The organism is Klebsiella sp. H-Nf2, from assembly GCF_002806645.1.
Lineage (GTDB): Bacteria > Pseudomonadota > Gammaproteobacteria > Enterobacterales > Enterobacteriaceae > Klebsiella > Klebsiella variicola.
Map to the genome: position 1 here is coordinate 17577 of NZ_PIBL01000019.1, position 26141 is coordinate 43717.

Here is a 26141-nt window from a genome sequence, read left to right on the forward strand (position 1 = left end):
GCGGCCGGGAAAAGGGATCAGTAGCGGGAGGGCATGCCCTCGGGGCGGGTTTTGAAGCGGCGGTGGAGCCACATATATTGTTCCGGGGCCATCATGATGCACTGCTCAACGATCTTGTTCATCCAGGCGGCCGTGGTTTCCGCGTCGTCCAGCGGCGGGGAACACTCTGGCGGCAGGATAATCAGTTCATAACCTTTACCATCCGGTTTGCGACGCGGGACGAAGGGGACGATGCAGGCTTTGGACATTTTCGCCAGCATCCAGGTGCCGGAGGTGGTCGCCGCCTGGTCGACGGCAAACAGCGGGGCAAAGACGCTGGCGGTCGGGCCGTAATCGTGATCCGGCGCGTACCACACCACTTCACCTTTTTTCAGCGCCCGGATCATCCCTTTCAGATCCTTACGGTCAATCATGTCCTTATTTGAGCGCAAGCGGCCCCAGGTCTGCAGCCAGTCGATCACCGGGTTGTCGTTGGGACGGTAGACGCCAATTCCCGGCTCGTTCATACCGAACATTCGCGCGCCCATTTCGAGGGTCAGGAAGTGAATACCGATCAGCAGAATGCCGCGCTGCTGCGCCTGCACATCGCGGATATGCTCAAAGCCGATGGTGTCGGTCCAGCGGGCGATACGACGAACCGGCCAGAACCAGGCCATTCCCGTCTCCATCAGTCCCATACCCACTGATTCAAAATTCATCACCACCATTCGGTGACGTTCCTGCTCGCTTTTCTCCGGGAAGCAGAGTTCAAGGTTGCGGTAGGCTATCTTCGCCCGACGCTTCATAAAGCGCATGGCCAGTCGGCCGATGGCATTTCCCAGGCGGTAAATCAGCGGATAGGGCAGTTGGACAACCAGCCACAGCAGGCCAATACCCAGCCACAGCAGCCAATAGCGCGGATGCAACAGCGCCGGAGAAAATTTAGGCAAATGAGTCATTTCATACCCGTATCAGTGAGCAACATCTTATATTATCGCATTTTTTTACCGGCCAGCCAAAGGCGGCGACAGTCAGCTCGTTTTGTTAAGCGGGGCGCGACCGGGTGAGAAAAATGTAGCGTAAAATGTAGGGATGTAAATTAATAAGCTTTGCTATATCATGCCCGCCGTTTATTTCCTCATTTCTATGTCGAGCAGGTACACCATGCCAGTGTTACACAACCGCATTTCAAATGAGACGTTAAAGGCGCAAATGCTGGCTGAGACCGAGCCGCGCACGACGATCTCATTCTATAAGTATTTCACCATTGTCGACCCGCAGGCCACTCGCGATGCGTTATGGGTTGCCTTAACCCAGCTGAAGGTCTTTGGTCGTATTTATCTGGCCCGGGAAGGGATCAACGCGCAAATCAGCGTGCCGGAAAGCAATGTTGAAGCGCTGCGTGAGTTTCTGTATGGCTTCGATCCGGCGCTGGTGGGGCTGCGTTTCAATATCGCCCTGGAGGACGATGGGAAATCGTTCTGGGTGCTGCGTCTGAAAGTGCGCGACCGTATTGTTGCCGATGGTATCGACGATCCTTCTTTCGATGCTTCCAATGTGGGAGATTATCTCAAGGCGGCGGACGTCAATGCCATGCTTGACGATCCGGATGCGGTGTTTATCGATATGCGTAACCACTATGAATATGAAGTGGGCCATTTCGAAAACGCGCTGGAGATCCCGGCGGACACCTTCCGCGATCAGTTGCCGAAAGCCGTCGACATGATGCAGGACCACAAAGACAAGAAAATTGTCATGTATTGCACCGGCGGTATTCGCTGTGAAAAAGCCAGCGCCTGGATGAAGCATAACGGTTTCAATCAGGTCTGGCACATCGAGGGTGGGATTATTGAGTACGCCCGCCGCGCCCGTGAGCAGGGGCTACCGGTCCGTTTTATTGGCAAAAACTTTGTCTTTGATGAGCGCATGGGCGAGCGGATCTCCGATGACGTCATCGCGCACTGTCACCAGTGTGGCGCACCGTGCGACACCCATACCAATTGTCTGAATGATGGCTGCCATCTGTTGTTTATTCAATGCCCGAGCTGCGCTGAGAAGTTTGCCGGTTGCTGTAGCGAAGCCTGCATGGAAGAGCATAAGCTGCCGGAAGAAGAGCAGCGCCAGCTGCGCGCCGGACGCGAAAACGGCAATAAAATCTTTAACAAATCGCGTGGCCGACTGAATACCAAACTCGGGATCCCCGAGCCGGAGTCGTCAGAAAAACCATAACCAGACGAGATCGATGATCGCCAGCAGCAACCACAGCGCAAGGTAGATCATAAAGTGCTCGCGCACGTTGTTGACCAGCATATTAAACAGGCGACGCATAACCATTCTCAATGACTAGCGGCCTCGACAGAGGCCGTTTTTTTCCCCGGCGACAAGCGTGCCGCATTCCATTATGAGCTAAAGCGCGCCAGCGAGAAGGGCGTCAGGTTAAAGGTCGACGTCTGTCCCTGAGCAAACTGACTGGCAATTTCTCCCAGCACCGGCGCAAACTTAAAGCCGTGGCCACTCAGACCGGTGATCAGCAGTGTGTCAGGTCTGCCTGGGAGCGTATCGATGATAAAATCCTCATCGACCGTGTTGTCATAGGTGCAGGAGGCGCCGTGCAGACAGCCGCCGATCCCGGGCAGGACGTTACGTAAAAACGGAAAGGATTCGGAACCATCGCTGCCGACGGCGCCAAACGCCGATCGCTCCTGCGGCGTGGCGATAGGCTGGCCGCCGTTATGCTTGCCGATCTTCAGCTCATTATCTTCCGCCGGGAAACCGTAGTATTGATCGCCGTTGGGCAACTCGCCGGTGAACGCCGGAAAATGATTCTTGCTGCTGTAACGGCCATCGGCCTGGAACCAGGCGAAGACCTTGCGTACCGGCTGAACAGGAAGCTCCGGAAGCAGGCGGGTGACCCAGGTGCCGGCGCTGATCAGCAATTTCTTTCCGTGATATTCACCGTCAAGGGTATCAATGGTGACTCCGTCTGCATGGTGATGAATGGCCGAGACCGGGCAGTTGAATAGCTGCGCGCAGCCTGCTTCCCGTGCCAGACGGATCCAGGTCTCGACAGCCAGCTCACTGCGCAGTACGCCGGAAGCCGGTTCGAAAATCGCCCGATAGTCGTCGGGAAGGCGTATCTCCGGCCAGCGCTGCATGACGGCCTGGGCATCTAACTCTTCAACCTCAAGTTTGAACGCCCTGGCGCTGGCGGCGACGTTGGCCAGGAAAGGAGAGCTGGCGGGGCCGAGGTTAATGACGCCGGTGCGTTCAAAAACGGCTTCGCCACTGATTTCAGCCAGTTCATCCCACAGCTGCTGGGCACGCAGCACCAGCGGAACATATTTTTCACCTTCGCCATAAGCGTGACGGATAAGACGGCTACTGCCATGATGGCTGCCCTCCTGATGGGGAGGCTGGTGGGCATCGGTCATCAGAACATTGAGTCCGGCACGACGCGCATAATAACCAGCGGCGGCGCCGACCGATCCGCTGCCGATAATGATAAGATCGTATTGCATGGTGAGTTCCGGGTAATTGCCTTGTTAGCAGGGTAATTAACTCCCTTCGCTTATACAAGCCCGAAAATAATTCAGGCACCCGCAGGTGCCTGTTAAGACTATTGTTAAGTCATCCCATGTATCGCGTTAATGTCTGCGGTACTCGTTTTCCTGGTATTCGCCAGATTCAATCTTCGCAATGCCTGCTTCCAGGATTGAAATAAATTGACGTGCGACGTCCGTCGTTAGCCATAGCGTCTGGCCAATTTCAGCATCATGACTGTTTTCTTGAGTGGGGTTCTGGTAGTGCAGGCGCAACATCAGCGCATCGTAGCTATCAACGGTGCTGATGTCCCATCCAACGAGGGGATGGGTCTGAATGACTTCATTATTTTTTTCCATCATAACCCCTTATTCATATGTTAAAAGACAACAATTCTCGAGGTTTAATGCATGTTTTTTGAAGCAAGTTAATTATATCAGGGATCAAGAATAAACTCGAGAAATTAAATGAAAGGCAGCATGATTTTCTTGTTTTGCCGCTTTTTTACTCAAGATAAGCGTGGGAAATGACCATTTTAGTCGATATTAAGCAGAATAATCAGGAATATTCTGAACATGAGGCGGGGATAAAAAAGCCGGGGCGACCCGGCAAAGAAAAGCACAATGAGGGAGCAAACCAGAGTGACTGGATCCCGCCATGCTTCAGGATAGATCGTGGACAAACCAGTCGTCCGCGCTTTCCCAGGTTTCTTGCAGGATTTCGCTTATCCGGTCTTTGTCTTCTTTCAGGGCGCCGAACACCGTGAGCTGGTTACCGGTGGCGTAGCGTACGCTCACCTGGCTGTCGATGGCCGGGAATTGCTCGGCGATACGCCGGGAGAGTTCGTTATTCAGCGCTTCCAGCGCGCCGTTGGGTAAGGCGGTCGTTTTGGCGATAGACACTTCGATGCGCATAATTGCCCCCTGTGTTTGATACTGGTTATTTATACAGTATCTACTGAGCATTGACAACAGGGGGCTACGTTTTTTATCGCTTCATCGTCCAGCGAACGGTTTCACCCGCCAGGAACGGGACCAGGCTATCATTGGGCAGCGCAATGCTGTCAACGACCGTGGTCTCTTCACGCACCAGCTCAACATAGCTTTCATTGACCGGCAGACCGTAGAAGCGCGGGCCGTTCAGCGAGCAGAAGGCTTCAAAGTGCTGCAGAGCGTTCATTTCTTCAAAAACGGTGGCGTAGCTGCCGAGGGCGGTCGGGGCGTTGAAGCAACCGGCGCAGCCGCAGCTGGCTTCTTTACGGTGGCGGGCGTGCGGCGCGGAGTCGGTGCCGAGGAAGGCGCGGCTGAAACCGCTGGCGACCAGTTCGCGCAGCGCCTGCTGATGAATATTGCGCTTGAGCACCGGCAGGCAGTACAGGTGCGGGCGAATGCCGCCCACCAGCATATGGTTGCGGTTAAACATCAGATGCTGCGGGGTGATGGTGGCCGCTAATAACTCATTGCCGTCACGTACATACTCGGCGGCATCTTTAGTGGTGATATGTTCAAAAACCACCTTCAGGCCGGGCAGGCGCTGACGCAGGGGTTCCATTACCGTCTCAATAAAGCGCGCTTCACGATCGAAAATATCAATCTCGGCGTGGGTCACTTCGCCGTGAACCAGCAGCGGCATGCCCAGTTTTTCCATCCGCTCCAGCACCGGCATAATGGCGTCGGTGCTGGTGACACCGTGGCTGGAGTTGGTGGTGGCGTTTGCCGGGTAGAGCTTGGCGGCGGTGAACACACCTTCGTTAAAGCCGCGCTCCAGCTCCGCCGGGTCGAGAGAGTCTGTCAGATAGCAGGTCATCAACGGGGTAAAATCGTGCCCGGCCGGGACGGCGTCCATAATGCGCTGGCGATAGGCGATAGCCGCCGCGACGGTGGTGACAGGCGGCACCAGATTCGGCATCACGATCGCCCGGCCATAAAACTCACTGGTGTAAGGCACGACGGTTTTCAGCATATCGTCATCACGCAGATGGATATGCCAGTCGTCTGGGCGGCGGATTTTCAATACCTGGGATTGTGCTGTCATGGAAGGCTCCGGCTAATAGGTTCAGTCATCAGGGCTGTTTTTTGCCGGGCACTAAGGATAAGCGTAAACGTTTTCCTTTGCACTCATTTCCGTAAAAAATTCAGGGCGCCGTAGCGCCCTGAAGATTAATTGGTAAAGGGGATGACAATTTCGCCCGGTTTCACCTCTATGCCCTTGGCATATTTCTTCGCCAGCGCTTCGCCGGTGCTGGCGTCTTCACGCAGGACATAGGCCGGTTGCTGGCTGAAGTAGCTGCGCAGCGACTGATTCAGATAGGGGAGCAGAGCCTGAATCACCGACTGCAGCTTCTCGGGCGCCACTTTGGCATCGACCACCTCCATTTCCTGCAGGAAGATAGCGCCTTTGTCTCTGTCAAACGTTGGCAGCGCTTTGAGCTTCAGATCGATCGTCGCTTTCTGCGTCCCGAACAGGGAGTTCAGATCGACGTTGGCGACACCGGTCAGCGTGACTTTGCCCGGCTCTTCGCGGCCAATAGCGCTGGTCAGGTTCTGCAGTTCAATATGGGCATCGGCAACACCTTTCAGACCAATATCTTTGGCGAAATGGTTACGCTTCTGCAGCGCCTGGTTTATCTCCTGCTCGCTTACCGTGTATTGGGTCAACTGGTTACAGCCGCTCAGCAGACCGCTGACAATCAGCGCAGCGGCGATCAATATCTTTTTCATGGGGCTCCTCAAGCTCGTACCATCATTCATCCTGACACAAAGCATCATGACCTGTCAGCACCCTTCATGCCAGCAGAATAGGCTGAAAGGCAGGAGAAACCACGGACGTACGGTCTAGGTACGCGGCTCCAGCATGCCGGAGGCAGAGCGTTTCGGACTGAATTGCCACCACAGGGCAAGGAAGGTGATAAAGCCGATGGCGCCGAGCATCAGCCACGGCAGTTCGGGCTGGCCCGCGGCTTTCCCGGCATCAAACAGCCAGCCGCCGCCCGCGTAACCCAGCGCGCCGCCGAAGGCGAGTCCCAGGCGGCTGAACCCCATATAGCTGCCGCGTGCACGGGCATCTGCCAGCGAGGCGCCCAGCGTCTCCCTGGCCGGTTCAGCAATGATCGAACCGATGTAAAACAGGCAGATTAGGGTAAATAACTGCTGCAAACTGCTGGTCATGCCAATCGGCAGCATCGCCAGCGTCATCACCAGCAGACCAGCCATCAGCCGGTGCTCAAGGCGATAGCGTTTCTCGCTCCAGCGGGCAATGGGATAGAGCAGGGTCAGCGAAATGGTGGCTTCGATGGCGTACATCCACTTCACGGCGGCCGGCGAACCGGCGATGTCGTTCACCATGATCGGCAGCATCAGCATCACCTGCACCGCCAGCATGTAATAGCCCGTCAGCGTCAGGACATAGGTGACGAAGCGTTTGTCCCGCAGCACCCTGCCCAGCCCCTCACGGACTGGCGTTTTCACCGTCGACAGTTTCCATGCTGGCAGATACCAGGCGTTAAACGCCGCGCAAGCGATAAACAGCGCAGCCCCGGCGCTGCACACCAGGCGGAAGTCATACTGTAGCAGCCAACTGCCCAGCAAGGCGCCAATCACCGCGCCGGCGCTGTCCTGCATCATCAAAAGGGAGAAAAAGCGGCCGCGCTGATGCGGGCGCACTAGTTTGACCACCAGCGCGGCCCGCGGCGGATCGAACAGCGTCCCGCCGAGTCCGGAGAGAATGCACGATAACCACAACACCCACGGCTCATGGGCGACAGCCATCGCCGCGAAGCCGCCGGCGCGCATCAGCATGCCGGTGACAATCATGGGTTTGGCGCCGAAGCGGTCGGCGATGGCGCCGCCAAAGATACCTAATCCCTGCTGCACCAGCTGGCGCAGGCCGAGCGCAATGCCGACCATCAGCGCTGCCCAGCCCATCTGATCGACAAAGCGGATGGAGATCAGCGGAAAGACGACAAAAAAGCCCAGCACGACCAGCATGTTATCGACTAACAGGAAATATTTACCCAGGCTCCTTGCCTGCGAGACGCGGGACATTTCCCCTCCAGGGAAAAATAGAGATAAGCGAGGATATTCTGCGGGCAATCTGCTGCTTTTCCCAGCACCCTTGCGACAATATTTTTTTATCAAAAAGCAAGATCGATTGAGCCTATTCATCGAAAAGAGGAGATGGCGCAGAAAATGGTATGTTGCTGTTTTCACACTATCGTGCAGGACAGGTATAGTGATGAGAGCAAGATTGAAGTCAGGGGGACTGAAAAGGAAATGTTTGGCTATCGCAGTAACGTGCCGAAGGTGCGTTTGACGACGGACCGGCTGGTGGTGCGCCTGGTCCACGATCGTGACGCCTGGCGTCTGGCCGATTATTACGCCGAGAATAAAGTATTCTTAAAACCCTGGGAGCCGGTACGTGACGACAGCCACTGCTATCCCTCCGGGTGGCAGGCGCGCCTGTCGATGATCGGCGAGTTTCATAAGCAGGGGTCAGCCTTTTATTTCGCGCTGCTCGATGCGGAGGAAAAAGAGATCGTTGGCGTGGCGAATTTCTCCAATGTGGTTCGCGGATCATTCCATGCCTGTTATCTCGGCTACTCCATTGGCGAAAAGTGGCAAGGGCAGGGGCTGATGTTTGAAGCGCTGACCGCCGCGATTCGCTATATGCAGCGCACGCAGCATATTCATCGCATTATGGCCAACTATATGCCGCATAATCAGCGCAGCGGCGCGCTGCTGGCACGGTTGGGGTTCGAAAAAGAGGGTTATGCCAAAGATTATCTGCTGATTGACGGGCAGTGGCGTGACCATGTACTGACGGCGCTAACGACGCCGGACTGGTCAGCAGGGCGCTAAGGAGAGAGGATGAAATATCAGTTAACCGCGCACGAAGCGCGCGTCATTGGCTGTCTGCTGGAAAAGCAGGTCACCACGCCCGAGCAGTACCCGCTGTCGGTGAACGCCGTGGTGACCGCCTGTAATCAGAAAACCAACCGCGAGCCGGTGATGTCGCTGAGCGAAGGCGAGGTCCAGACGCTGCTGGATACCCTGGTGAAGCGCCACTATCTGCGCACGGTCAGCGGGTTTGGCAATCGGGTCACCAAATATGAGCAGCGTTTTTGCAACTCCGAATTTGGCGATCTGAAACTCAGCGCCGGCGAGGTGGCGGTGGTGACGACGCTGCTGCTGCGCGGCGCCCAGACGCCGGGTGAATTACGCAGCCGGGCGCAGCGGATGCATGAGTTCAGCGATATGGCGGAAGTGGAAAGCGTGCTGGAAGGGCTGGCCACACGCGAAGATGGCCCCTTTGTCGCTCGTCTGCCCCGGGAGCCGGGGAAACGGGAAAGCCGCTATATGCATCTGTTTTGCGATGACATGGACACGCTGATCACCACGGTGGAAGCACTCTCGCCGCTGGAAGACGATGACGATCTGCGTGCCCGGGTTGAAGCACTGGAAGGCGAGGTGGCAGAGTTGAAAGCGCGCCTTGACTCGCTGTTACACCATCTGGGGGACTAAACGTGGGGACAAGACTGCGCATTGGGGTGGTTGGCTTAGGGGGCATTGCGCAAAAAGCGTGGTTGCCGGTGTTAGGCGCTGCGGAAAGCTGGACGCTGCAGGCGGCCTGGTCGCCAGGAAAAGAGAAGGCGTTGCGCATCTGCGATACCTGGCGGATCCCGTATGCTGATTCGCTGGATGCCCTGGCGGCGCAGTGTGATGCGGTCTTTGTCCATACGTCGACGGCTTCACATTATGAAGTGGTGAATCACTTGCTGAATGCCGGGGTTCATGTTTGTGTGGATAAACCGCTGGCGGACAAACTGAGCGAGGCGGAAGCGCTGGTCGAGCTGGCTGCCCGGCGTCATCTGACGCTGATGGTCGGTTTCAATCGCCGCTTTGCGCCACTCTATCGTGAACTGAAGGGGCGGCTGGGCGAGGCGGCCTCGCTGCGAATGGATAAGCACCGTAGCGATAGCGTAGGCAACGATCTGCGCTTTACCCTTCTCGATGATTATCTGCATGTGGTAGATACCGCGTTGTGGCTGGCTGACGGCCAGGCGCGCCTGCGCGGCGGCGCGCTGCAGATCACCCCGCAGGGCGAAATGCTCTATGCCGAACACCAGTTCAGTTCATCCAGGCTGCAGGTCACCACCAGCATGCACCGCCGTGCCGGAAGCCAGCGTGAGTGGGTGCAGGCGGTCACCGATGGCGGGTTATATGCGGTGAGCGAGATGCGCGAGTGGCAGGAGGAGTGTGGTCTTGGCGTGGTCCAGCGCCCGGTGGCGGGCTGGCAAACCACCCTCGAGCAGCGCGGTTTTGTCGGCTGTGCGCGTCATTTCATCGAATGCGTGCAAAATCAGACGGTTCCGGAAACCGCAGGCGAACAGGCGCTGCTGGCTCAGCGGGTGGTCGATAAGCTCTGGCGTGACGCCATCAGCGAATAATCCGTTGTAACAACTGACAGTAGTAATTCATATTGAACCCGGTAGACTATCGCCACTTTCCAGCGCCCGCATTAGCGGGCGTTTTACTCCAGGGTTTGGAATAATAGCGTAATGAATCTTTTAAAATCACTGGCGGCCGTCAGTTCGATGACTATGTTTTCGCGCGTGCTGGGCTTTGCCCGCGATGCGATTGTCGCGCGCATTTTTGGCGCCGGGATGGCGACCGATGCCTTTTTTGTCGCCTTCAAGCTGCCTAATCTGCTGCGGCGTATTTTTGCCGAAGGCGCCTTCTCGCAGGCATTTGTACCGATCCTTGCCGAATATAAAAGCAAACAGGGCGAAGATGCCACCCGGGTATTTGTCTCTTACGTCTCCGGATTGCTGACCCTGGCCCTGGCGATCGTCACCGTTATCGGGATGCTGGCGGCACCGTGGGTGATCACCATTACAGCGCCCGGATTTGCCGATACCGCCGATAAATTTGCGCTGACCACCCAGCTGCTGCGCATTACCTTCCCCTATATTTTGCTGATCTCCCTGGCTTCACTGGTGGGCGCTATCCTCAATACCTGGAACCGCTTCTCGGTGCCGGCCTTTGCTCCGACATTCCTCAACGTCAGCATGATTGGCTTTGCGCTGTTTGCCGCGCCGTACTTCCATCCGCCGGTGCTGGCGCTGGCCTGGGCGGTGACGGTCGGCGGCGTGCTGCAGCTGGCCTATCAGCTGCCGCACCTGAAGAAGATTGGCATGCTGGTTCTGCCCAGAATTAATTTGAAAGATGCTGGCGCAATGCGGGTTGTGAAGCAGATGGGGCCGGCAATCCTTGGCGTGTCGGTGAGCCAGATCTCCCTTATCATCAATACCATCTTCGCCTCGTTTCTCGTGTCGGGGTCGGTGTCGTGGATGTACTATGCCGACCGTCTGATGGAGTTTCCGTCAGGTGTCCTGGGCGTGGCGCTCGGCACCATTCTGCTGCCGTCATTGTCAAAAAGCTTCGCCAGCGGTAACCATGACGAGTATTGCCGCCTGATGGACTGGGGGCTGCGACTTTGCTTCCTGCTGGCGTTGCCGAGCGCGGTGGCGCTGGGGATCCTCGCCAAGCCGCTGACCGTGGCCCTGTTCCAGTACGGTAAATTCAGCGCCTTTGATGCGGCGATGACCCAGCGTGCGCTGGTGGCCTATTCCGTGGGGTTGATGGGTCTTATCGTGGTGAAAGTACTGGCGCCTGGCTTCTATTCCCGTCAGAACATCAAAACGCCGGTCAAGATTGCCATTGTCACCCTGATTATGACCCAGGTGATGAACCTGGCGTTTATCGGCCCACTCAAGCATGCGGGTCTGTCGTTGTCCATCGGCCTGGCGGCTTGTCTCAATGCCGCGCTGCTGTACTGGCAACTGCGTAAACAGAAAATTTTCACTCCACAGCCCGGCTGGCTAGCCTTCCTGTTGCGCTTGATCGCGGCGGTGGTGGTGATGGCCGCCGCGCTGCTGGGCGTCATGCATCTCATGCCGGAGTGGTCTCAGGGGACGATGCCGTTCCGTCTGATGCGCCTGCTGGTGGTGGTGGTCGCCGGAGTGGTGGCTTATTTCGCCACGCTGCTGGTGTTGGGTTTCCGCGTAAAAGAGTTTGCCCGTCGCACAGCGTAAGCCATTGCGAGGGTAAGAGGAAACCCGCTTCGCCTCAGGCGAAGCGGGTTTTTTTATGATGTGCGGCGTTCGGCTGCGATGACGCGCGCATTCTCCAGCAGGCGGATCGCCAGGGCGATTGCCCCGCTGACGACGGCCAGCGTGACCACTCCGTTCCAGCCGGCCAGCACGTACAGCTTGCTGCCCAGCACTGACCCCAGCGACATTCCAATAAAGACGACGGTGAACAGCAGGGCGTTAAGGCGGCCACGGGCCTGCGGCTCCAGGCTGTAAACCAGGTTCTGATGCGCCACCAGGCTTGACTGCAGGCCGAGATCGAAGCCAATAGCCGAGAGAGCAATCAGCGCCAGCTGGCCATGCAGAGGGAGCAGCGGCAGCATAAACATCAGGGCGAAGGAGAGGGTGACCAGCGCTGCGCCCATCTGAGTCACTTTGCCGGCGCCAAACTTATCGGCCAGTCCGCCCGCCAGTGGTGCCGCCAGCGCCCCGGCGGCACCGGCGATACCAAAGCCACCCGCTACTGCGCTCCCCATGTGATAGTGTTCTGAGAGCATCACCGCCAGCGTCGACCAGAAAGCGCTGAAGGCGATAGAGAGTGCCCCCTGAGCCAGTGCGGCGCGGCGTAACGCCGGATAGCGCTGCCACAGATGGGCCATTGAGGCCATTAGCTGCGGATAGCTCAGCGTCGAGTGAATGGCGAAGCGTGGCAGGACCCGCCACATCACCAGGCCAATCAGCGCAACGCTGACTGCAGCCGCCTGATACATCACCCGCCAGCCGAATACGGCGCCCACTACGCCGCTGACTGTCCTGGAGAGCAGGATCCCCAGCAGCAGTCCGGTCATCACCGTGCCCACCATTTTTCCCTGCTTACCTGCCGGGGCGAGGATCGCCGCCGCAGGAACGATATCCTGCGCCATGGTGGCCGCCATGCCGATCAGCAGACTGGCCACCAGCAGTGAGGTGAGCTGGCCGGTAAGGCTGCACAGGAACAGCAGGATCGCCAGCATTGCGCTCTTCAGCAGGATCAGCCGGCGGCGATCGTGACGGTCGCCGAGTGGGAGCAGGAACAGAATGCCGAGCGCGTAGCCAGCCTGCGTCAGGGTAGGGACCAGGCCCATTCCTTCTACCGACAGGTGGAGATTAGCGCCCATCAGCGGCAGCAGCGGCTGCGCATAATAGATAGAGGCAACGCTAAAGCCAGCGCCGAGCGCGAGAATGAAGATAATCCAGCCTGCGTCGCGGGTGGAAAGGGAAGTCGGTGTCATGATCAGTACCTCATAGATGCGATGGCGCTATTTTTCCCCGAATGCAGCTGGCGCGGTAGCCGGGCTGGTGGTAAAACGGTTATACGTAGCACGTATAGGCAAAAGAAAAATGAAAAGACAGGAGCGTATAGACCGCATTGAGCTGATGCGCACCTATATTCGTATTATAGAGGCCGGCTCACTCTCCGCCGCCGCGGGGCAGATGGATACCACCCAGGCGACCGTCAGCCGCCGCCTGCAGTCCCTTGAAGGACTGCTGGGGGTGAAGTTGATCCTGCGCACGACCCATGCGATGAAGCTCACTGACGATGGCGAACGCTGTTATCGCCATGCCCGTCAGGTCGTGGACGCCTGGCTGGCGCTGGAGGATGACCTGCGTATTGCCGACGATCAGCCCGTGGGGGTGCTGCGGGTACGGGCGCCCCATGCTTTTGGCCAGCAACAGCTGCTGGCGCCGCTGGTCGCATTTCTGCAGCGTCATCCGCAACTGTCGGTCGAGTGGATGCTGAATGATAATACCGTCGACTTTCTCAGCGATAATATCGACTGCGCCATCCGCGTTGGCGCGGAGGTGGATCCAGCCACGGTATCCGTGCTGCTGGCGGAAGTGCCGCGCTGTGTGGTGGCCTCCCCTGAACTCCTGGCGAAGTACCCGCCGTTAACCTCGCTGGAGGCGCTATCCGGCCTGCCGTGGATCGCCATTAATACCTTTTATCAGCATGAGGTACGGCTCCGGCATCTGGAAAGTGGGCAAATCGTCTCGACGGCCATCACCCCCTGCCTGAGCACTGACAGCCTGTACGTCGCGCGAAATACCGCGCTGGCGGGGCTGGGGGTGGCGATGGTGTCCAGCTGGACGGTCGTGGAGGATATTGCCGCCGGACGGCTGATTGAGCTGTTCCCGCAGTGGCGTCCCGCCTCGCTGCCGGTTCATCTGGTTTATCCCTGGGCGCGCTATTATCCGACACGCTTGCGTAAGTTCCTTGACCTGATGCGGGAGATCATGCCGGATCTGGCCGGGATGCAGCGTCCGCAAAGCGCATAAAAAAACCGGCCAGAGGCCGGTTTTTTTATTAAGCACGCTTACTCGACGGGCTGTGGGCGGGTCGGTTCTGCGGTGGCTTTATGGGTCGCACTATGACCACCGGCGGCGCCTTTACCTTCAAAAGCGAACGGCGGGCGCACCCAGGTGCTGTGGCGCGGCGCTTCCGGGACATAGTCCGGAGCAGGCGCACGGGTCATCGGCGCGGTAGCATGGCGATCGCCAGCCACAACCACAGGTTGGCTTACCGGCGTTTCAGCTTTGACCGGTTCGACAGGGGCCGTAGGGGCAGCTTCGGTCACCGGTGCTTCCACCACGGTTTCTGCAGCCGGCGCAATGGTTTCTACTGGCGCTTCAACGACAGGCGCCGTTTCCACCACTTCAGGTTCAACCGTGACAGGCTCGGCGTCGATCGTCACTGGCGCTATGGCCTGAGGCGCTTCGGCCGGGACTGGCTCGACAGCTGCTGGCTCGACAACTTCCGGAGTATCAACGATCACCGGCTCGGCGGCGACGACGGGTTCGACGACCACCGGCTCAGCGGTTACTGGCTCCATGGTCGCCGGCTCGACGGTAACCGGCGCGGCAGTGACGGGTTCAACCACGGCAACCGGTGCCGCTACAGCTTCGACGGCTTCAATGGCGCTGGTGTCCTGAACCTGAACCTCTTCCGGCAGCTGGTCCTGCGGACGAACGACCGGGTAGCGGATCCAGACTTTACCGGAAGCCATCTCAGGCGAGGCGCAGGCGACGGTCAGCGGCATTGGCGACTGGGTCGGATAGCGTTCGTCACGATAGCGACGACGACGCTGCCCACTGACGCGCAGATGACGCGGGGAACGACGTGAGCGGCGCGGCATGCCGTTAGCTTCACGGGATTCGCCGTTTTCGTCGTGTTCCACCACGCTTTCCACTACCGCTGGCAGTTCGGCGTTCACCGGCTCGCTGCGCGGGGCGGCGACTTCAGCCACAACGGCCTCAGGCGCGATCTCGGCAGTTTGCTCAGCGACGGTAGACTCAAAGCGCACTTTCTGGGAGAGCTGACGCGGTTTACGACGCGGCAGAGTTTGCACACGCTCTTCCTGCTCAGTCTCCTGCACTTCCGGCTCTTCACGCGTCTGCACCTTGGTTTCCTGCTGCGCCTGACGTTTGTCGTCATTGCGGCGGCGGGAGCGTTCACGGCGCGGCTGCTGCTCGTCACGGGATTTGGTCTTGTCCGCATCATCGCCGACGGTCTGACGAACGTCACGCGCTTCTGCGTTTTGCGGCTGCTTCTCGCGACGGTTGCGACGGTTTTCTTCACGCGATTCACGCGGCTCGCGGCCCTCGGCATTGTCCGCACGGGCGTCGCGATTGTCACGGTTATCGCGGTTATCGCGGTTGTCACGATTGTCGCGGTTATCACGGCGGTCGTTGCGATCGCGGCGGTTGTTGGTCCGTGGTTTACGACGTTCCTGCTGACGCTCCGGTTTTTCTTCCGCTTTCTTCTCGACCTGAACTTCAGCAGGTTTGGCTTCTTCTTCGGTGCCAGAGAAGATATTTTTCAGTGCGCTGAAGAAGCGCGAGAGCAGTCCTGGCTGCGCCGGTGCAGCGGCCACGGCCGGTGTCGCTGCGACGACGACAGGGGCGGCAACAGGCTCTTCCAGCATCGGTGCTGGCGGTGCGTCAGGCATCACAAAGGTGGCCAGCGCAGGCTGTTCCGGACGTTTACGTTCTGCCGGCTCTTCGTCACCAGGCAGCGCCATCTCTTCTTCATGCAGCTTCGGCAGCAGATAGCTCAGCGTTGAGGTCTCTTCACCTTTGCGCACGCGCAGGACGGAGTAGTGCGGCGTTTGCATTTCGTCGTTTGGCACGATAATGACGCGTACATCACCCTGACGGGATTCGATAGCGCTCACCGCTGCACGTTTCTCGTTCAGCAGATAAGAGGCGATCGGTACCGGAACGATAGCGTGGACTTCTTTGGTGTTCTCTTTCAGCGCTTCTTCTTCAATCAGACGCAGAATAGAGAGCGACAGCGATTCGTTATCACGCACAGTACCGGTGCCGGAGCAGCGCGGGCAGACGTGATGGCTGGACTCGCCCAGCGACGGGCTCAGGCGCTGGCGAGACATCTCCAGCAGGCCGAAGCGCGAAATATGGCTGATCTGAATGCGCGCGCGGTCCTGACGGACGGCTTCACGCAGACGGTTTTCTACCGCACGCTGGTGGCGAACCGGGGTCATATCGATGAAGTCGATAACGATCAAGCCGCCAAGGTCGCGTAGACGCAGCTGGCGGGCAATCTCATCGGCCGCTTCGAGGTTAGTATTGAACGCCGTCTCTTCGATATCGCCGCCGCGAGTTGCGCGAGCGGAGTTGATGTCGATAGCGGTCAATGCTTCGGTGCTATCGATAACGATAGACCCGCCGGACGGCAGGCGAACTTCACGCTGGAAAGCGGATTCAATCTGCGACTCGATCTGATAGTGGCTGAACAGCGGGATTTCACCGGTGTACAGTTTGATTTTGCTGCTGAAATCCGGACGACCCAGCGCGGCGATATGCTGGCGGGCCAGCTCGAGCACTTTCGGGTTATCGATCAGAATTTCGCCGATGTCCTGGCGAAGATAGTCGCGGAAGGCGCGGACAATCACGTTGCTTTCCTGGTGGATCAGGAACGGCGCCGGACGGCTTTCCGCGGCTTTCTGAATCGCTTCCCAGTGTTTCAGACGGAAGCTCAGGTCCCACTGCAGGGCTTCGGCAGATTTGCCGACGCCAGCGGTGCGAACGATAAGGCCCATGCCATCCGGAAGCTCCAGGCTCGCCAGCGCTTCTTTCAGTTCGGTACGATCGTCACCCTCGATACGGCGGGAAATTCCCCCCGCGCGCGGGTTGTTCGGCATCAGGACCAGATAGCTGCCTGCCAGGCTGATAAAGGTGGTGAGCGCAGCGCCTTTGTTGCCGCGTTCTTCTTTATCAATCTGCACGATAACTTCCTGACCTTCACGCAGCACGTCTTTGATATTAGGACGACCGTGCGCATTGTAGTTAGCGGGGAAGTATTCGCGGGCGATTTCTTTGAGGGGGAGGAAACCATGACGCTCAGCGCCGTAATCGACAAACGCGGCTTCAAGGCTAGGTTCAATGCGGGTGATTTTGCCTTTGTAGATGTTCGCTTTTTTCTGTTCGTGCCCGGGGCTTTCGATATCCAGGTCGTACAGGCGCTGCCCATCAACAAGGGCGACGCGCAACTCTTCCTGCTGAGTTGCGTTGATTAACATTCTTTTCATCGTAACTTACTCATTATTCTTACATTGACGACTAAGCTGCGGGCAGAGTAATGCCTTTCCGGGGGAAAACCGATGGCCTCGTGTCTGGTTCACGTCGCCAACCTCACGGTTGTCGCGCGCTTAAGAGGCGCAGAGTGTCGGTCGCCTGTGTTTCAAACGGAAACACAGCGCAATTATTCAGGGGAACAGCCTGGGATGTATCACCAGAGAATATTCCATTTATACTCGTCGTCTTTCGCGTTGCAGGCATGGTGGCTTAACCTGCTCACCTCGATCAAAGGATCCAGATGAGCTCCCGGGAGTCCCGGAGTTGACGCCTTCCTGCGACTTGAAATCCATAGAGCCTGTACCGGTAAGGACTGCAACCCGCAGCCCGCTAACTGTCTGAAAGATCACAACGTCTTACGCCATTGCTGCGTGGGCGATCGGTCAGACAAAATTGGTCATTCCGCTAATGTCTTGTTCTAACAAGATGCAATACGGAAAACGGTCTCATTATTCCATTGCTAACCTTGTTATAGCAAGTTGACTTTCACCTTTTATCACCCGGTTACTCACAGTTTTATCACCTGCCCATACAGATTGTTCTAATAACAAACAAAATGGCGGACAGGTAAACCGTGAAAACAGGATAATGATAAATATAAGCATATAAAAATGAGTGGCGCTAATGCGTCCGGCTATTTAGAATCGCGCACCATGAAAACTGAGACCCCAACCGTAAAAATGATTGCCATTGCTGCTGATGAAGCGGGGCAACGTATCGACAACTTTTTGCGTACCCAATTGAAAGGCGTACCGAAGAGCATGATTTATCGCATCCTGCGTAAAGGCGAAGTGCGGGTAAACAAAAAGCGTGTGAAGCCGGAGTATAAGCTGGAAGCGGGCGATGAAGTCCGTATCCCGCCGGTGCGCGTGGCAGAGCGTGAAGAAGAGGCGGTATCGCCACACCTGCAGAAAGTAGCGGCGCTCTCTGAAGTGATCCTCTATGAAGACGACCATATTCTGGTGCTCAACAAACCTTCCGGTACTGCGGTACATGGCGGCAGCGGCCTAAGCTTTGGCGTGATTGAAGGGCTGCGCGCCCTGCGCCCCGAGGCACGTTTCCTTGAGCTGGTGCATCGTCTCGACCGCGATACCTCCGGCGTGCTGCTGGTGGCAAAAAAACGCTCAGCGCTGCGTTCGCTGCACGAGCAACTGCGCGATAAAGGCATGCAGAAAGATTACCTGGCGCTGGTGCGCGGTCAGTGGCAGTCGCATACCAAAGTGGTGCAGGCCCCGCTGTTGAAGAACATTCTGCAGAGCGGAGAGCGTATCGTTCGCGTGAGTCAGGAAGGCAAACCGTCGGAGACGCGCTTTAAAGTTGAAGAGCGTTACGAATTCGCCACGCTGGTGCGCTGCAGCCCGGTCACCGGGCGCACGCATCAGATCCGCGTTCATACCCAGTATGCCGGCCATCCTATCGCTTTTGACGATCGCTATGGCGACCGCGAGTTCGACAAGCAGCTCTCCGGTACCGGCTTAAACCGTCTGTTCCTGCACGCGGCGGCGCTGAAGTTTACCCACCCGGGGAGCGGGGAGGTGATGCGCGTTGAAGCGCCGCTGGATAACCAGCTGAAGCACTGTTTACAGGTGCTACGTAAGAGCAAATAAGCACAACGGCGGAATCAGTTCCGCCGTTTTTTTCGCTTTAGCCTAACAGCGGATTGTTATTCTCTCGCCGCAGCATCTGACACAGCGCAATTAAGGGTAAACCGACCAGGGTATTTGGGTCTCGGCCTTCCAGCCTTTCAAATAGCGTAATTCCTAACCCCTCACTCTTGAAACTCCCGGCGCATTGCAGCGGGTTCTCTTTGCGGACGTAGCCTTCAATCTCTTTATCGCTGAGATGGCGAAAGTGAACGTCAAAGGGCTCGCATTCGGTTTGCAGATGGCCGCTGGCGGAGTTGTATAGCGCCAGACCGGTATAAAAGGTGACGATGGTCCCGCTGGCCTTTCTCAACTGCTGGCGGGCTTTTTCCTCGGTGTGCGGTTTGCCGGTGATCTCACCGTCTAATACGCAAACCTGATCGGAGCCTATAATAAGGTGGTGCGGGTAGCGGGTGGCCAGGCTTTGCGCTTTGGCTTGTGCCAGCCGGGTGACAAGCTGACGCGCGGATTCTTCCGGCAGCGGCGTTTCGTCAACGTCAGGCGCGGCACATTCAAACGGTAAGCCCAGTTTTTCCAGCAGCATGCGCCGCCAGGGAGAGGTTGACGCGAGGATAAGTTCAGACATATTTTTTCATCCACATATAGCGCTTCGCAGAGCATCATCTTAAACTATGCGCCGCAATGTGTGCGAATAAATGGCAAAAGGCAACCTGAGGCTGCCTTTTTCTTTGACTCTATGACATTACAAAGTTAATATGCGCGCCCTATGCAAAAGGTAAAATTACCCCTGACTCTTGATCCGGTCCGCACGGCTCAAAAACGCCTTGATTACGAAGGCATCTATGCCCGCGATCAGGTTGAACGTGTAGCCGATTCTGTAGTCAGCGTGGACAGCGATGTGGAATGCAGCATGTCGTTCGCTATCGATAACCAGCGTCTCGCCGTCATCACTGGCGATGCAAAGGTGACGGTAACCCTCGAATGCCAGCGTTGCGGGAAACCGTTCCCTCATCACGTCCACACCACGTATTGTTTTAGCCCCGTCAGAAATGACGAACAGGCCGAAGCACTACCGGAAGCGTATGAGCCGATTGAGGTTAACGAATTCGGTGAAATCGACCTGCAGGCAATGGTCGAGGATGAAATTATCCTCTCCCTGCCCGTAGTTCCGGTGCATGATTCTGAACACTGTGAAGTGTCCGACGCGGACATGGTCTTTGGCGAACTGCCTGAAGAGGCACAAAAACCAAATCCATTTGCCGTATTAGCCAGCTTAAAGCGTAAGTAATTGAGGAGTAAGGTCCATGGCCGTACAACAGAATAAACCAACCCGTTCCAAACGTGGCATGCGTCGTTCCCATGACGCGCTGACCGCAGTCACCAGCCTGTCTGTAGACAAAACTTCTGGTGAGAAGCACCTGCGTCACCACATCACTGCCGACGGTTTCTACCGCGGTCGCAAGGTTATCGCTAAGTAATCACGCGATACTCGCAGGATTTCCCGTTGCAGGCCATGGCGGGCGTGTGCGTCCCTGGAAACTCGGTTAACCCGGTCACCAGGGGCATCAATGCCCGAATTGTTGCGTCTGCAGCGTGAATATTCGCGAGTGCCAGCGTGATGAAGCTTAGTGAGGACTCCCCGGGCAACTGGGGAATCACCGAACCGGGCAGCGACGATACCTTGACACGTCTAACCCTGGCGTTAGATGTCATGGGGGGCGATTTTGGCCCATCCGTGACGGTGCCTGCAGCACTGCAGGCACTGAACTCTAATTCGCAACTCACACTTCTTTTAGTCGGCGACCCCGACGCCATCACGCCATTACTCGCCAAAGCTGACTTCGAACAACGTTCGCGTCTGCAGGTTATTCCTGCGCAGTCAGTTATTGCCAGTGATGCGCGACCCGCACAGGCTATCCGCAGCAGTCGCGGAAGCTCAATGCGCGTGGCGCTGGAGCTTGTGAAAGAAGGGCGGGCGGAAGCCTGCGTCAGCGCCGGCAACACCGGCGCGCTGATGGGGCTGGCGAAACTGTTGCTGAAACCGATCGAAGGTATTGAGCGGCCGGCGCTGGTGACGGTTCTTCCGCACCAACAGAAGGGCAAAACCGTGGTGCTGGATCTCGGCGCCAACGTCGATTGCGACAGCACGATGCTGGTGCAGTTCGCCGTCATGGGCGCGGTGCTGGCGGAGGAAGTGGTTGGCATTACCAACCCGCGCGTCGCCTTGCTGAATATCGGCGAAGAAGAGATGAAAGGCCTCAGCAGCATTCGCGATGCTGCCGCAGTGCTTAAAACGCTGCCTTCCCTCAACTACATCGGCTATCTTGAAGCCAATGAATTGTTGACCGGAAAAACCGATGTGCTGGTTTGTGATGGATTCACGGGCAACGTCACATTAAAAACCATGGAAGGTGTTGTCAGAATGTTCCTTTCGCTGCTGAAATCTCAGGGAGAGGGCAAAAAACGGTCGTGGTGGCTGCTGTTATTAAAACGTTGGTTACAAAAAAGCCTGGCGAGGCGATTCAGTCACCTCAACCCCGACCAGTATAATGGCGCCTGTCTGTTAGGATTGCGCGGTTCCGTGATCAAGAGTCATGGTGCTGCCAATCAACGCGCCTTTAGCGTCGCGATAGAGCAGGCAGTGCAGGCGGTGCAGCGGCAAATTCCTCAACGGATCGCCGCGCGCCTGGAATCTTTATACCCAGCTGGTTTCGCGCTGCCGGAAAGCGACAGTGACGTGAACTCCCGACAGCAAAGCGGGACGAATGGCCACGATTGACGCCGCGGCAGGTTGAAAGAGGCGGGTATATTACCCAAGAGTGACTGAGCGTACATGTATACGAAGATTATTGGTACCGGCAGCTATCTGCCCGAGCAAGTGCGTACAAACGCCGACCTGGAAAAAATGGTAGAGACCTCTGACGAGTGGATTGTCACCCGCACAGGTATCCGTGAGCGTCGTATTGCCGCAGCGCATGAAACAGTTGCTACGATGGGCTTTGAAGCCGCAAAGCAGGCGCTGGCGATGGCGGGCGTGTCCGCGGAGCAAATTGGTCTGATTATCGTTGCGACCACCTCCGGCACGCATGCGTTTCCGAGTTCGGCATGCCAGATTCAGTCTATGCTGGGCGTCAAGGGCTGTCCGGCGTTTGACGTCGCCGCCGCCTGCGCCGGTTTCACCTATGCGCTGAGCGTCGCCGATCAGTACGTGAAAAACGGCGCGGTGGATTATGCGCTGGTGGTGGGGGCCGATGTGCTGGCGCGCACCTGTGACCCGGCCGATCGCGGAACGATTATTATTTTCGGCGACGGCGCCGGCGCCGTGGTGCTGGGCGCGTCTGAAGAGCCTGGCATTATCTCGACGCACCTGCATGCCGACGGTAGCTATGGTGAACTGCTGACCCTGCCGAACGCCGATCGCGTCGATCCGGAAAACCCGATCTATCTGACGATGGCCGGCAATGAAGTCTTTAAAGTGGCGGTCACCGAACTGGCGCATATCGTTGATGAGACGCTGGCAGCCAACAATCTTGAGCGCTCGGCGCTGGACTGGCTGGTGCCGCATCAGGCTAACCTGCGTATCATTAGCGCGACGGCGAAGAAACTGGGCATGTCGATGGATAACGTCGTCGTGACGCTTGACCGCCATGGCAACACCTCCGCGGCGTCAGTTCCTTGCGCGCTGGATGAGGCTGTCCGCGATGGCCGCATTCAACGCGGTCAGCTGATTTTGCTGGAAGCCTTCGGTGGCGGTTTCACCTGGGGTTCCGCGCTGGTTCGTTTTTAGTATAAGGATTTAAACATGACGCAATTTGCTTTTGTGTTCCCGGGACAGGGTTCTCAGGCCGTAGGTATGCTGGCCGATATGGCTGCCACCTGGCCGGTGATTGAAGAGACCTTCGGTGAAGCTTCCGCAGCGTTGGGTTACGATCTGTGGGCGCTGGCTCAACAGGGCCCGGCAGAAGAACTGAATAAAACCTGGCAGACCCAGCCGGCGCTGCTGACCGCCTCCGTGGCGCTGTACCGCGTCTGGCAGCAGCAGGGCGGCAAAGCGCCGACGCTGCTGGCGGGTCACAGCCTCGGCGAATACTCCGCGCTGGTTTGCGCAGGGGTTATCGATTTCGCGGATGCCGTTCGTCTGGTAGAACTGCGCGGGAAATTCATGCAGGAAGCCGTACCGGCAGGTACCGGCGCCATGTCCGCGATTATCGGTCTCGATGACGCTTCTATCGCCAAAGCGTGTGAAGAGTCCGCCGAAGGGCAGGTGGTTTCGCCGGTGAACTACAATTCGCCGGGCCAGGTGGTTATCGCCGGGCACAAAGAGGCCGTTGAACGTGCGGGCGCTGCATGTAAAGCTGCAGGCGCCAAACGTGCGCTGCCGCTGCCGGTGAGCGTGCCTTCCCACTGCGCGCTGATGAAACCAGCTGCAGAAAAACTGGCGCTGGAGCTGCAGAAAATCACCTTCAACGCGCCGACGATTCCGGTGGTGAATAACGTCGACGTGAAATGCGAAACCACGCCAGACGCCATTCGCGACGCGCTGGTGCGCCAGCTGTACAGCCCGGTTCAGTGGACCAAAACCGTTGAGTTTATGGCTGCTCAGGGCGTAACGCATCTGTATGAGGTTGGCCCGGGTAAAGTCCTCACCGGTCTGACCAAACGTATTGTTGACACCCTGACCGCTTCCGCGCTTAACGAGCCGGCGGCGATGTCTGCGGCGCTTGAGCAATAAAAGAGGAAAACCATGAGTTTTGAAGGAAAAATCGCGCTGGTTACCGGTGCAAGCCGCGGTATTGGCCGTGCAATCGCTGAAACGCTCGTCGCTCGTGGCGCGAAAGTTATCGGTACTGCGACCAGCGAAAGCGGCGCGCAGGCCATCAGCGACTACTTAGGTGCCAACGGTAAAGGTCTGATGTTGAATGTGACCGACCCGGCATCTATTGAATCTGTTCTGGAAAATGTGCGCGCAGAGTTTGGCGAAGTGGATATCCTGGTGAATAATGCCGGGATCACTCGCGACAACCTGTTAATGCGCATGAAAGATGATGAGTGGAACGATATTATCGAAACCAACCTGTCATCTGTTTTCCGTCTGTCAAAAGCGGTAATGCGCGCTATGATGAAAAAGCGTCATGGACGTATTATCACTATCGGTTCTGTGGTTGGTACCATGGGAAATGCGGGTCAGGCCAACTACGCTGCGGCGAAAGCGGGTCTGATTGGCTTCAGTAAATCACTGGCGCGTGAAGTTGCGTCACGCGGTATTACTGTAAACGTTGTTGCTCCGGGCTTTATTGAAACGGACATGACGCGTGCGCTGACCGATGAGCAGCGTGCGGGTACGCTGGCGGCAGTTCCTGCGGGGCGCCTTGGCACCCCAAATGAAATCGCCAGCGCGGTTGCATTTTTAGCCTCTGACGAAGCAAGTTACATCACTGGTGAAACGCTGCACGTTAACGGCGGAATGTACATGGTCTGACCGAGATTTGTGCAAAACGTTCAGGAACCGCGCACTTCGCACGGTTCCCTGTGCGGTTTTGTGCGAAAAGATTTGCGTTCTTAGGGCAAACGGCCTCAAAATAGCGCAAAATCGTGGTAAGACCTGCCGGGATTTAGTTGCAAATTTTTCAACATTTTATACACTACGAAAACCATCGCGAAAGCGAGTTTTGATAGGAAATTTAAGAGTATGAGCACTATCGAAGAACGCGTTAAGAAAATTATCGGCGAGCAGCTGGGCGTTAAGCAGGAAGAAGTTACCAACAATGCTTCCTTCGTTGAAGACCTGGGCGCTGATTCTCTTGACACCGTTGAGCTGGTAATGGCTCTGGAAGAAGAGTTTGATACTGAGATTCCGGACGAAGAAGCTGAGAAAATCACCACCGTTCAGGCTGCCATTGATTACATCAACGGCCACCAGGCGTAAGTGAACATCTCCAGGCGGTCATTCGACCGCCTGAGTTTTATCTTTTTTTTGTCCCACAAGAATCTATTTTCCCTCCCTGGAGGACAAACGTGTCTAAGCGTCGTGTAGTTGTGACCGGACTGGGCATGTTGTCTCCTGTCGGCAATACCGTAGAGTCTACCTGGAAAGCTCTCCTTGCCGGTCAGAGTGGCATCAGCCTGATCGACCATTTCGATACTAGCGCCTATGCAACGAAATTTGCTGGCTTAGTAAAGGATTTTAACTGTGAGGACATCATCTCGCGCAAAGAACAGCGCAAGATGGATGCCTTCATTCAATATGGAATTGTCGCTGGCGTTCAGGCCATGCAGGATTCTGGCCTTGAAGTGACGGAAGAGAATGCAACCCGTATTGGCGCCGCTATCGGCTCCGGTATTGGCGGTCTCGGCTTGATCGAAGAAAACCACAGTTCGCTGGTTAACGGCGGACCGCGTAAGATCAGCCCATTCTTCGTTCCTTCCACAATTGTTAACATGGTGGCCGGGCATCTGACCATCATGTTTGGTCTGCGTGGACCAAGTATCTCTATCGCGACCGCGTGTACTTCAGGCGTGCACAACATTGGCCAGGCCGCGCGCATTATCGCCTATGGCGATGCCGATGCGATGGTGGCAGGCGGTGCGGAAAAAGCCAGTACCCCGCTTGGCGTGGGTGGCTTCGGCGCGGCGCGTGCGCTCTCCACGCGCAATGACAACCCGCAGGCGGCGAGCCGTCCGTGGGATAAAGATCGCGACGGCTTTGTGCTGGGCGACGGCGCGGGCATGGTGGTGCTGGAAGAGTACGAGCATGCAAAAAAACGCGGCGCGAAAATCTATGCCGAGATCGTTGGCTTTGGGATGAGCAGCGATGCTTATCATATGACGTCACCGCCGGAAGATGGCGCGGGTGCCGCGCTGGCGATGGTGAATGCCATTCGCGATGCGGGCATCGAACCTGGTCAGATTGGCTACGTCAACGCCCACGGCACCTCGACGCCGGCTGGCGATAAAGCGGAAGCGCAGGCGGTTAAGTCTGTCTTCGGCGATGCGGCGAGCCGCGTCATGGTGAGCTCCACCAAATCCATGACCGGGCATCTTCTGGGCGCGGCAGGGGCGGTAGAGTCGATCTACTCTATCCTGGCGCTGCGCGATCAAGCGGTTCCGCCGACGATCAACCTCGATAACCCGGATGACGGCTGCGACCTCGACTTCGTTCCGCACGAAGCGCGTCAGGTTTCCGGTTTGGAGTACACCCTGTGCAACTCCTTCGGCTTTGGCGGCACTAACGGTTCGTTGATCTTCAAAAAAGTGTGACAGGGCTTGCCCCGGTACTGCTTTAACAAAAGGCCCGTTTG

26 protein-coding genes are annotated in these 26141 nt (G+C 57.1%); 15 read left to right on the forward strand and 11 right to left on the reverse strand.

From position 1 onward, the window contains the following. Positions 1 to 17: 17 nt before the first annotated feature. Positions 18 to 938: a Kdo(2)-lipid IV(A) acyltransferase gene (locus tag CWM58_RS26485; protein WP_004140735.1), complete on the reverse strand. Its 921-nt coding sequence runs from the start codon at positions 936 to 938 to the stop codon at positions 18 to 20. Positions 939 to 1143: 205 nt separating this feature from the next. Between CWM58_RS26485 and CWM58_RS26490 the strand changes: the two genes are divergently transcribed. Continuing rightward, positions 1144 to 2208, forward strand: coding sequence for a rhodanese-related sulfurtransferase (locus tag CWM58_RS26490; protein WP_100682155.1), 1065 nt, complete (start codon positions 1144 to 1146; stop codon positions 2206 to 2208). On the opposite strand, the gene CWM58_RS26495 is transcribed toward CWM58_RS26490, so the two are convergent. The 7 genes from CWM58_RS26495 to mdtH form a co-directional block, all read right to left on the reverse strand. Beyond that, complete coding sequence (locus tag CWM58_RS26495) at positions 2194 to 2307, reverse strand: DUF2770 family protein (protein ID WP_002898988.1); 114 nt, start codon at positions 2305 to 2307, stop codon at positions 2194 to 2196. The two genes, CWM58_RS26490 and CWM58_RS26495, sit on opposite strands and share 15 nt — an antisense overlap. A 71-nt stretch (positions 2308 to 2378) precedes the next feature. Next, positions 2379 to 3497 carry an N-methyl-L-tryptophan oxidase gene (solA, locus tag CWM58_RS26500; RefSeq protein ID WP_100682156.1) on the reverse strand — a complete coding sequence of 373 codons (1119 nt, stop codon included), beginning with the start codon at positions 3495 to 3497 and terminating at the stop codon, positions 2379 to 2381. A gap of 126 nt (positions 3498 to 3623) precedes the next feature. Beyond that, the gene (gene bssS / locus CWM58_RS26505; RefSeq protein ID WP_008805969.1) at positions 3624 to 3878 is read right to left on the reverse strand and encodes a biofilm formation regulator BssS; all 255 of its coding nucleotides are present in this window, start codon (positions 3876 to 3878) and stop codon (positions 3624 to 3626) included. A gap of 303 nt (positions 3879 to 4181) precedes the next feature. After that, entirely contained in the window at positions 4182 to 4433 is a 252-nt protein-coding gene (dinI, locus tag CWM58_RS26515) for a DNA damage-inducible protein I (RefSeq protein WP_061155091.1), read from the reverse strand. A 73-nt stretch (positions 4434 to 4506) separates the two neighbouring features. Further along, positions 4507 to 5553, reverse strand: a complete 1047-nt coding sequence (gene pyrC / locus CWM58_RS26520; RefSeq protein WP_061155090.1) for a dihydroorotase — start codon at positions 5551 to 5553, stop codon at positions 4507 to 4509. Between the two features lie 125 nt (positions 5554 to 5678). Beyond that, positions 5679 to 6239 carry a lipoprotein gene (locus CWM58_RS26525; protein WP_061155089.1) on the reverse strand — a complete coding sequence of 187 codons (561 nt, stop codon included), beginning with the start codon at positions 6237 to 6239 and terminating at the stop codon, positions 5679 to 5681. A 114-nt stretch (positions 6240 to 6353) separates the two neighbouring features. Beyond that, positions 6354 to 7562 (reverse strand): multidrug efflux MFS transporter MdtH, encoded by a 1209-nt coding sequence (mdtH, locus tag CWM58_RS26530; RefSeq protein ID WP_074386341.1) that lies wholly within the window; start codon positions 7560 to 7562, stop codon positions 6354 to 6356. 228 nt (positions 7563 to 7790) lie between these two features. On the opposite strand from mdtH, the gene rimJ reads away from it, so the two are divergent. The 4 genes from rimJ to murJ all read left to right on the forward strand — a co-directional run bounded on the left by rimJ (position 7791) and on the right by murJ (position 11611). Next, positions 7791 to 8375: a ribosomal protein S5-alanine N-acetyltransferase gene (gene rimJ / locus CWM58_RS26535; protein ID WP_008805973.1), complete on the forward strand. Its 585-nt coding sequence runs from the start codon at positions 7791 to 7793 to the stop codon at positions 8373 to 8375. Between the two features lie 9 nt (positions 8376 to 8384). Then, complete coding sequence (locus CWM58_RS26540) at positions 8385 to 9038, forward strand: YceH family protein (RefSeq protein ID WP_012542247.1); 654 nt, start codon at positions 8385 to 8387, stop codon at positions 9036 to 9038. Positions 9039 to 9052: 14 nt separating this feature from the next. Beyond that, positions 9053 to 9964, forward strand: a complete 912-nt coding sequence (locus CWM58_RS26545; RefSeq protein ID WP_165785859.1) for a Gfo/Idh/MocA family protein — start codon at positions 9053 to 9055, stop codon at positions 9962 to 9964. 111 nt (positions 9965 to 10075) lie between these two features. Further along, positions 10076 to 11611: a murein biosynthesis integral membrane protein MurJ gene (gene murJ / locus CWM58_RS26550; RefSeq protein ID WP_061155086.1), complete on the forward strand. Its 1536-nt coding sequence runs from the start codon at positions 10076 to 10078 to the stop codon at positions 11609 to 11611. A gap of 53 nt (positions 11612 to 11664) precedes the next feature. On the opposite strand, the gene CWM58_RS26555 is transcribed toward murJ, so the two are convergent. Continuing rightward, entirely contained in the window at positions 11665 to 12879 is a 1215-nt protein-coding gene (locus tag CWM58_RS26555) for an MFS transporter (RefSeq protein WP_100682158.1), read from the reverse strand. Positions 12880 to 12895: 16 nt separating this feature from the next. Between CWM58_RS26555 and CWM58_RS26560 the strand changes: the two genes are divergently transcribed. After that, entirely contained in the window at positions 12896 to 13924 is a 1029-nt protein-coding gene (locus CWM58_RS26560; protein WP_165785856.1) for a LysR family transcriptional regulator, read from the forward strand. A 38-nt stretch (positions 13925 to 13962) separates the two neighbouring features. Here the strand turns inward: CWM58_RS26560 and rne are convergent, their stop codons facing one another. After that, positions 13963 to 17193: a ribonuclease E gene (gene rne, locus CWM58_RS26565; RefSeq protein WP_100682159.1), complete on the reverse strand. Its 3231-nt coding sequence runs from the start codon at positions 17191 to 17193 to the stop codon at positions 13963 to 13965. Positions 17194 to 17892: 699 nt separating this feature from the next. On the opposite strand from rne, the gene rluC reads away from it, so the two are divergent. Next, positions 17893 to 18846 (forward strand): 23S rRNA pseudouridine(955/2504/2580) synthase RluC, encoded by a 954-nt coding sequence (gene rluC / locus CWM58_RS26575; RefSeq protein ID WP_077274739.1) that lies wholly within the window; start codon positions 17893 to 17895, stop codon positions 18844 to 18846. 37 nt (positions 18847 to 18883) lie between these two features. Here the strand turns inward: rluC and CWM58_RS26580 are convergent, their stop codons facing one another. Then, a complete protein-coding gene (locus CWM58_RS26580) occupies positions 18884 to 19468 on the reverse strand; it encodes a Maf family protein (protein WP_061155081.1) in 585 nt (194 codons plus the stop codon). Positions 19469 to 19609: 141 nt separating this feature from the next. Here CWM58_RS26580 and yceD point away from each other — a divergent pair, with 141 nt between their 5' ends. The 8 genes from yceD to fabF all read left to right on the forward strand — a co-directional run bounded on the left by yceD (position 19610) and on the right by fabF (position 26100). Then, entirely contained in the window at positions 19610 to 20131 is a 522-nt protein-coding gene (yceD, locus tag CWM58_RS26585) for a 23S rRNA accumulation protein YceD (protein WP_008805983.1), read from the forward strand. Positions 20132 to 20147: 16 nt separating this feature from the next. Beyond that, positions 20148 to 20321: a 50S ribosomal protein L32 gene (rpmF, locus tag CWM58_RS26590; protein WP_000290724.1), complete on the forward strand. Its 174-nt coding sequence runs from the start codon at positions 20148 to 20150 to the stop codon at positions 20319 to 20321. A gap of 203 nt (positions 20322 to 20524) precedes the next feature. After that, the gene (plsX, locus tag CWM58_RS26595; protein ID WP_206052723.1) at positions 20525 to 21622 is read left to right on the forward strand and encodes a phosphate acyltransferase PlsX; all 1098 of its coding nucleotides are present in this window, start codon (positions 20525 to 20527) and stop codon (positions 21620 to 21622) included. Positions 21623 to 21676: 54 nt separating this feature from the next. After that, positions 21677 to 22630, forward strand: a complete 954-nt coding sequence (locus CWM58_RS26600; protein WP_002899288.1) for a beta-ketoacyl-ACP synthase III — start codon at positions 21677 to 21679, stop codon at positions 22628 to 22630. Positions 22631 to 22645: 15 nt separating this feature from the next. Continuing rightward, entirely contained in the window at positions 22646 to 23575 is a 930-nt protein-coding gene (fabD, locus tag CWM58_RS26605; RefSeq protein ID WP_061155079.1) for an ACP S-malonyltransferase, read from the forward strand. A gap of 12 nt (positions 23576 to 23587) precedes the next feature. Continuing rightward, positions 23588 to 24322, forward strand: a complete 735-nt coding sequence (gene fabG / locus CWM58_RS26610; RefSeq protein ID WP_002899294.1) for a 3-oxoacyl-ACP reductase FabG — start codon at positions 23588 to 23590, stop codon at positions 24320 to 24322. A 210-nt stretch (positions 24323 to 24532) separates the two neighbouring features. Then, a complete protein-coding gene (gene acpP / locus CWM58_RS26615) occupies positions 24533 to 24769 on the forward strand; it encodes an acyl carrier protein (RefSeq protein ID WP_000103754.1) in 237 nt (78 codons plus the stop codon). An 89-nt stretch (positions 24770 to 24858) separates the two neighbouring features. Then, on the forward strand, positions 24859 to 26100 hold the full coding sequence (gene fabF, locus CWM58_RS26620) for a beta-ketoacyl-ACP synthase II (RefSeq protein ID WP_061155078.1): 1242 nt from the start codon (positions 24859 to 24861) through the stop codon (positions 26098 to 26100). The last annotated feature ends 41 nt before the right edge of the window (positions 26101 to 26141 follow it).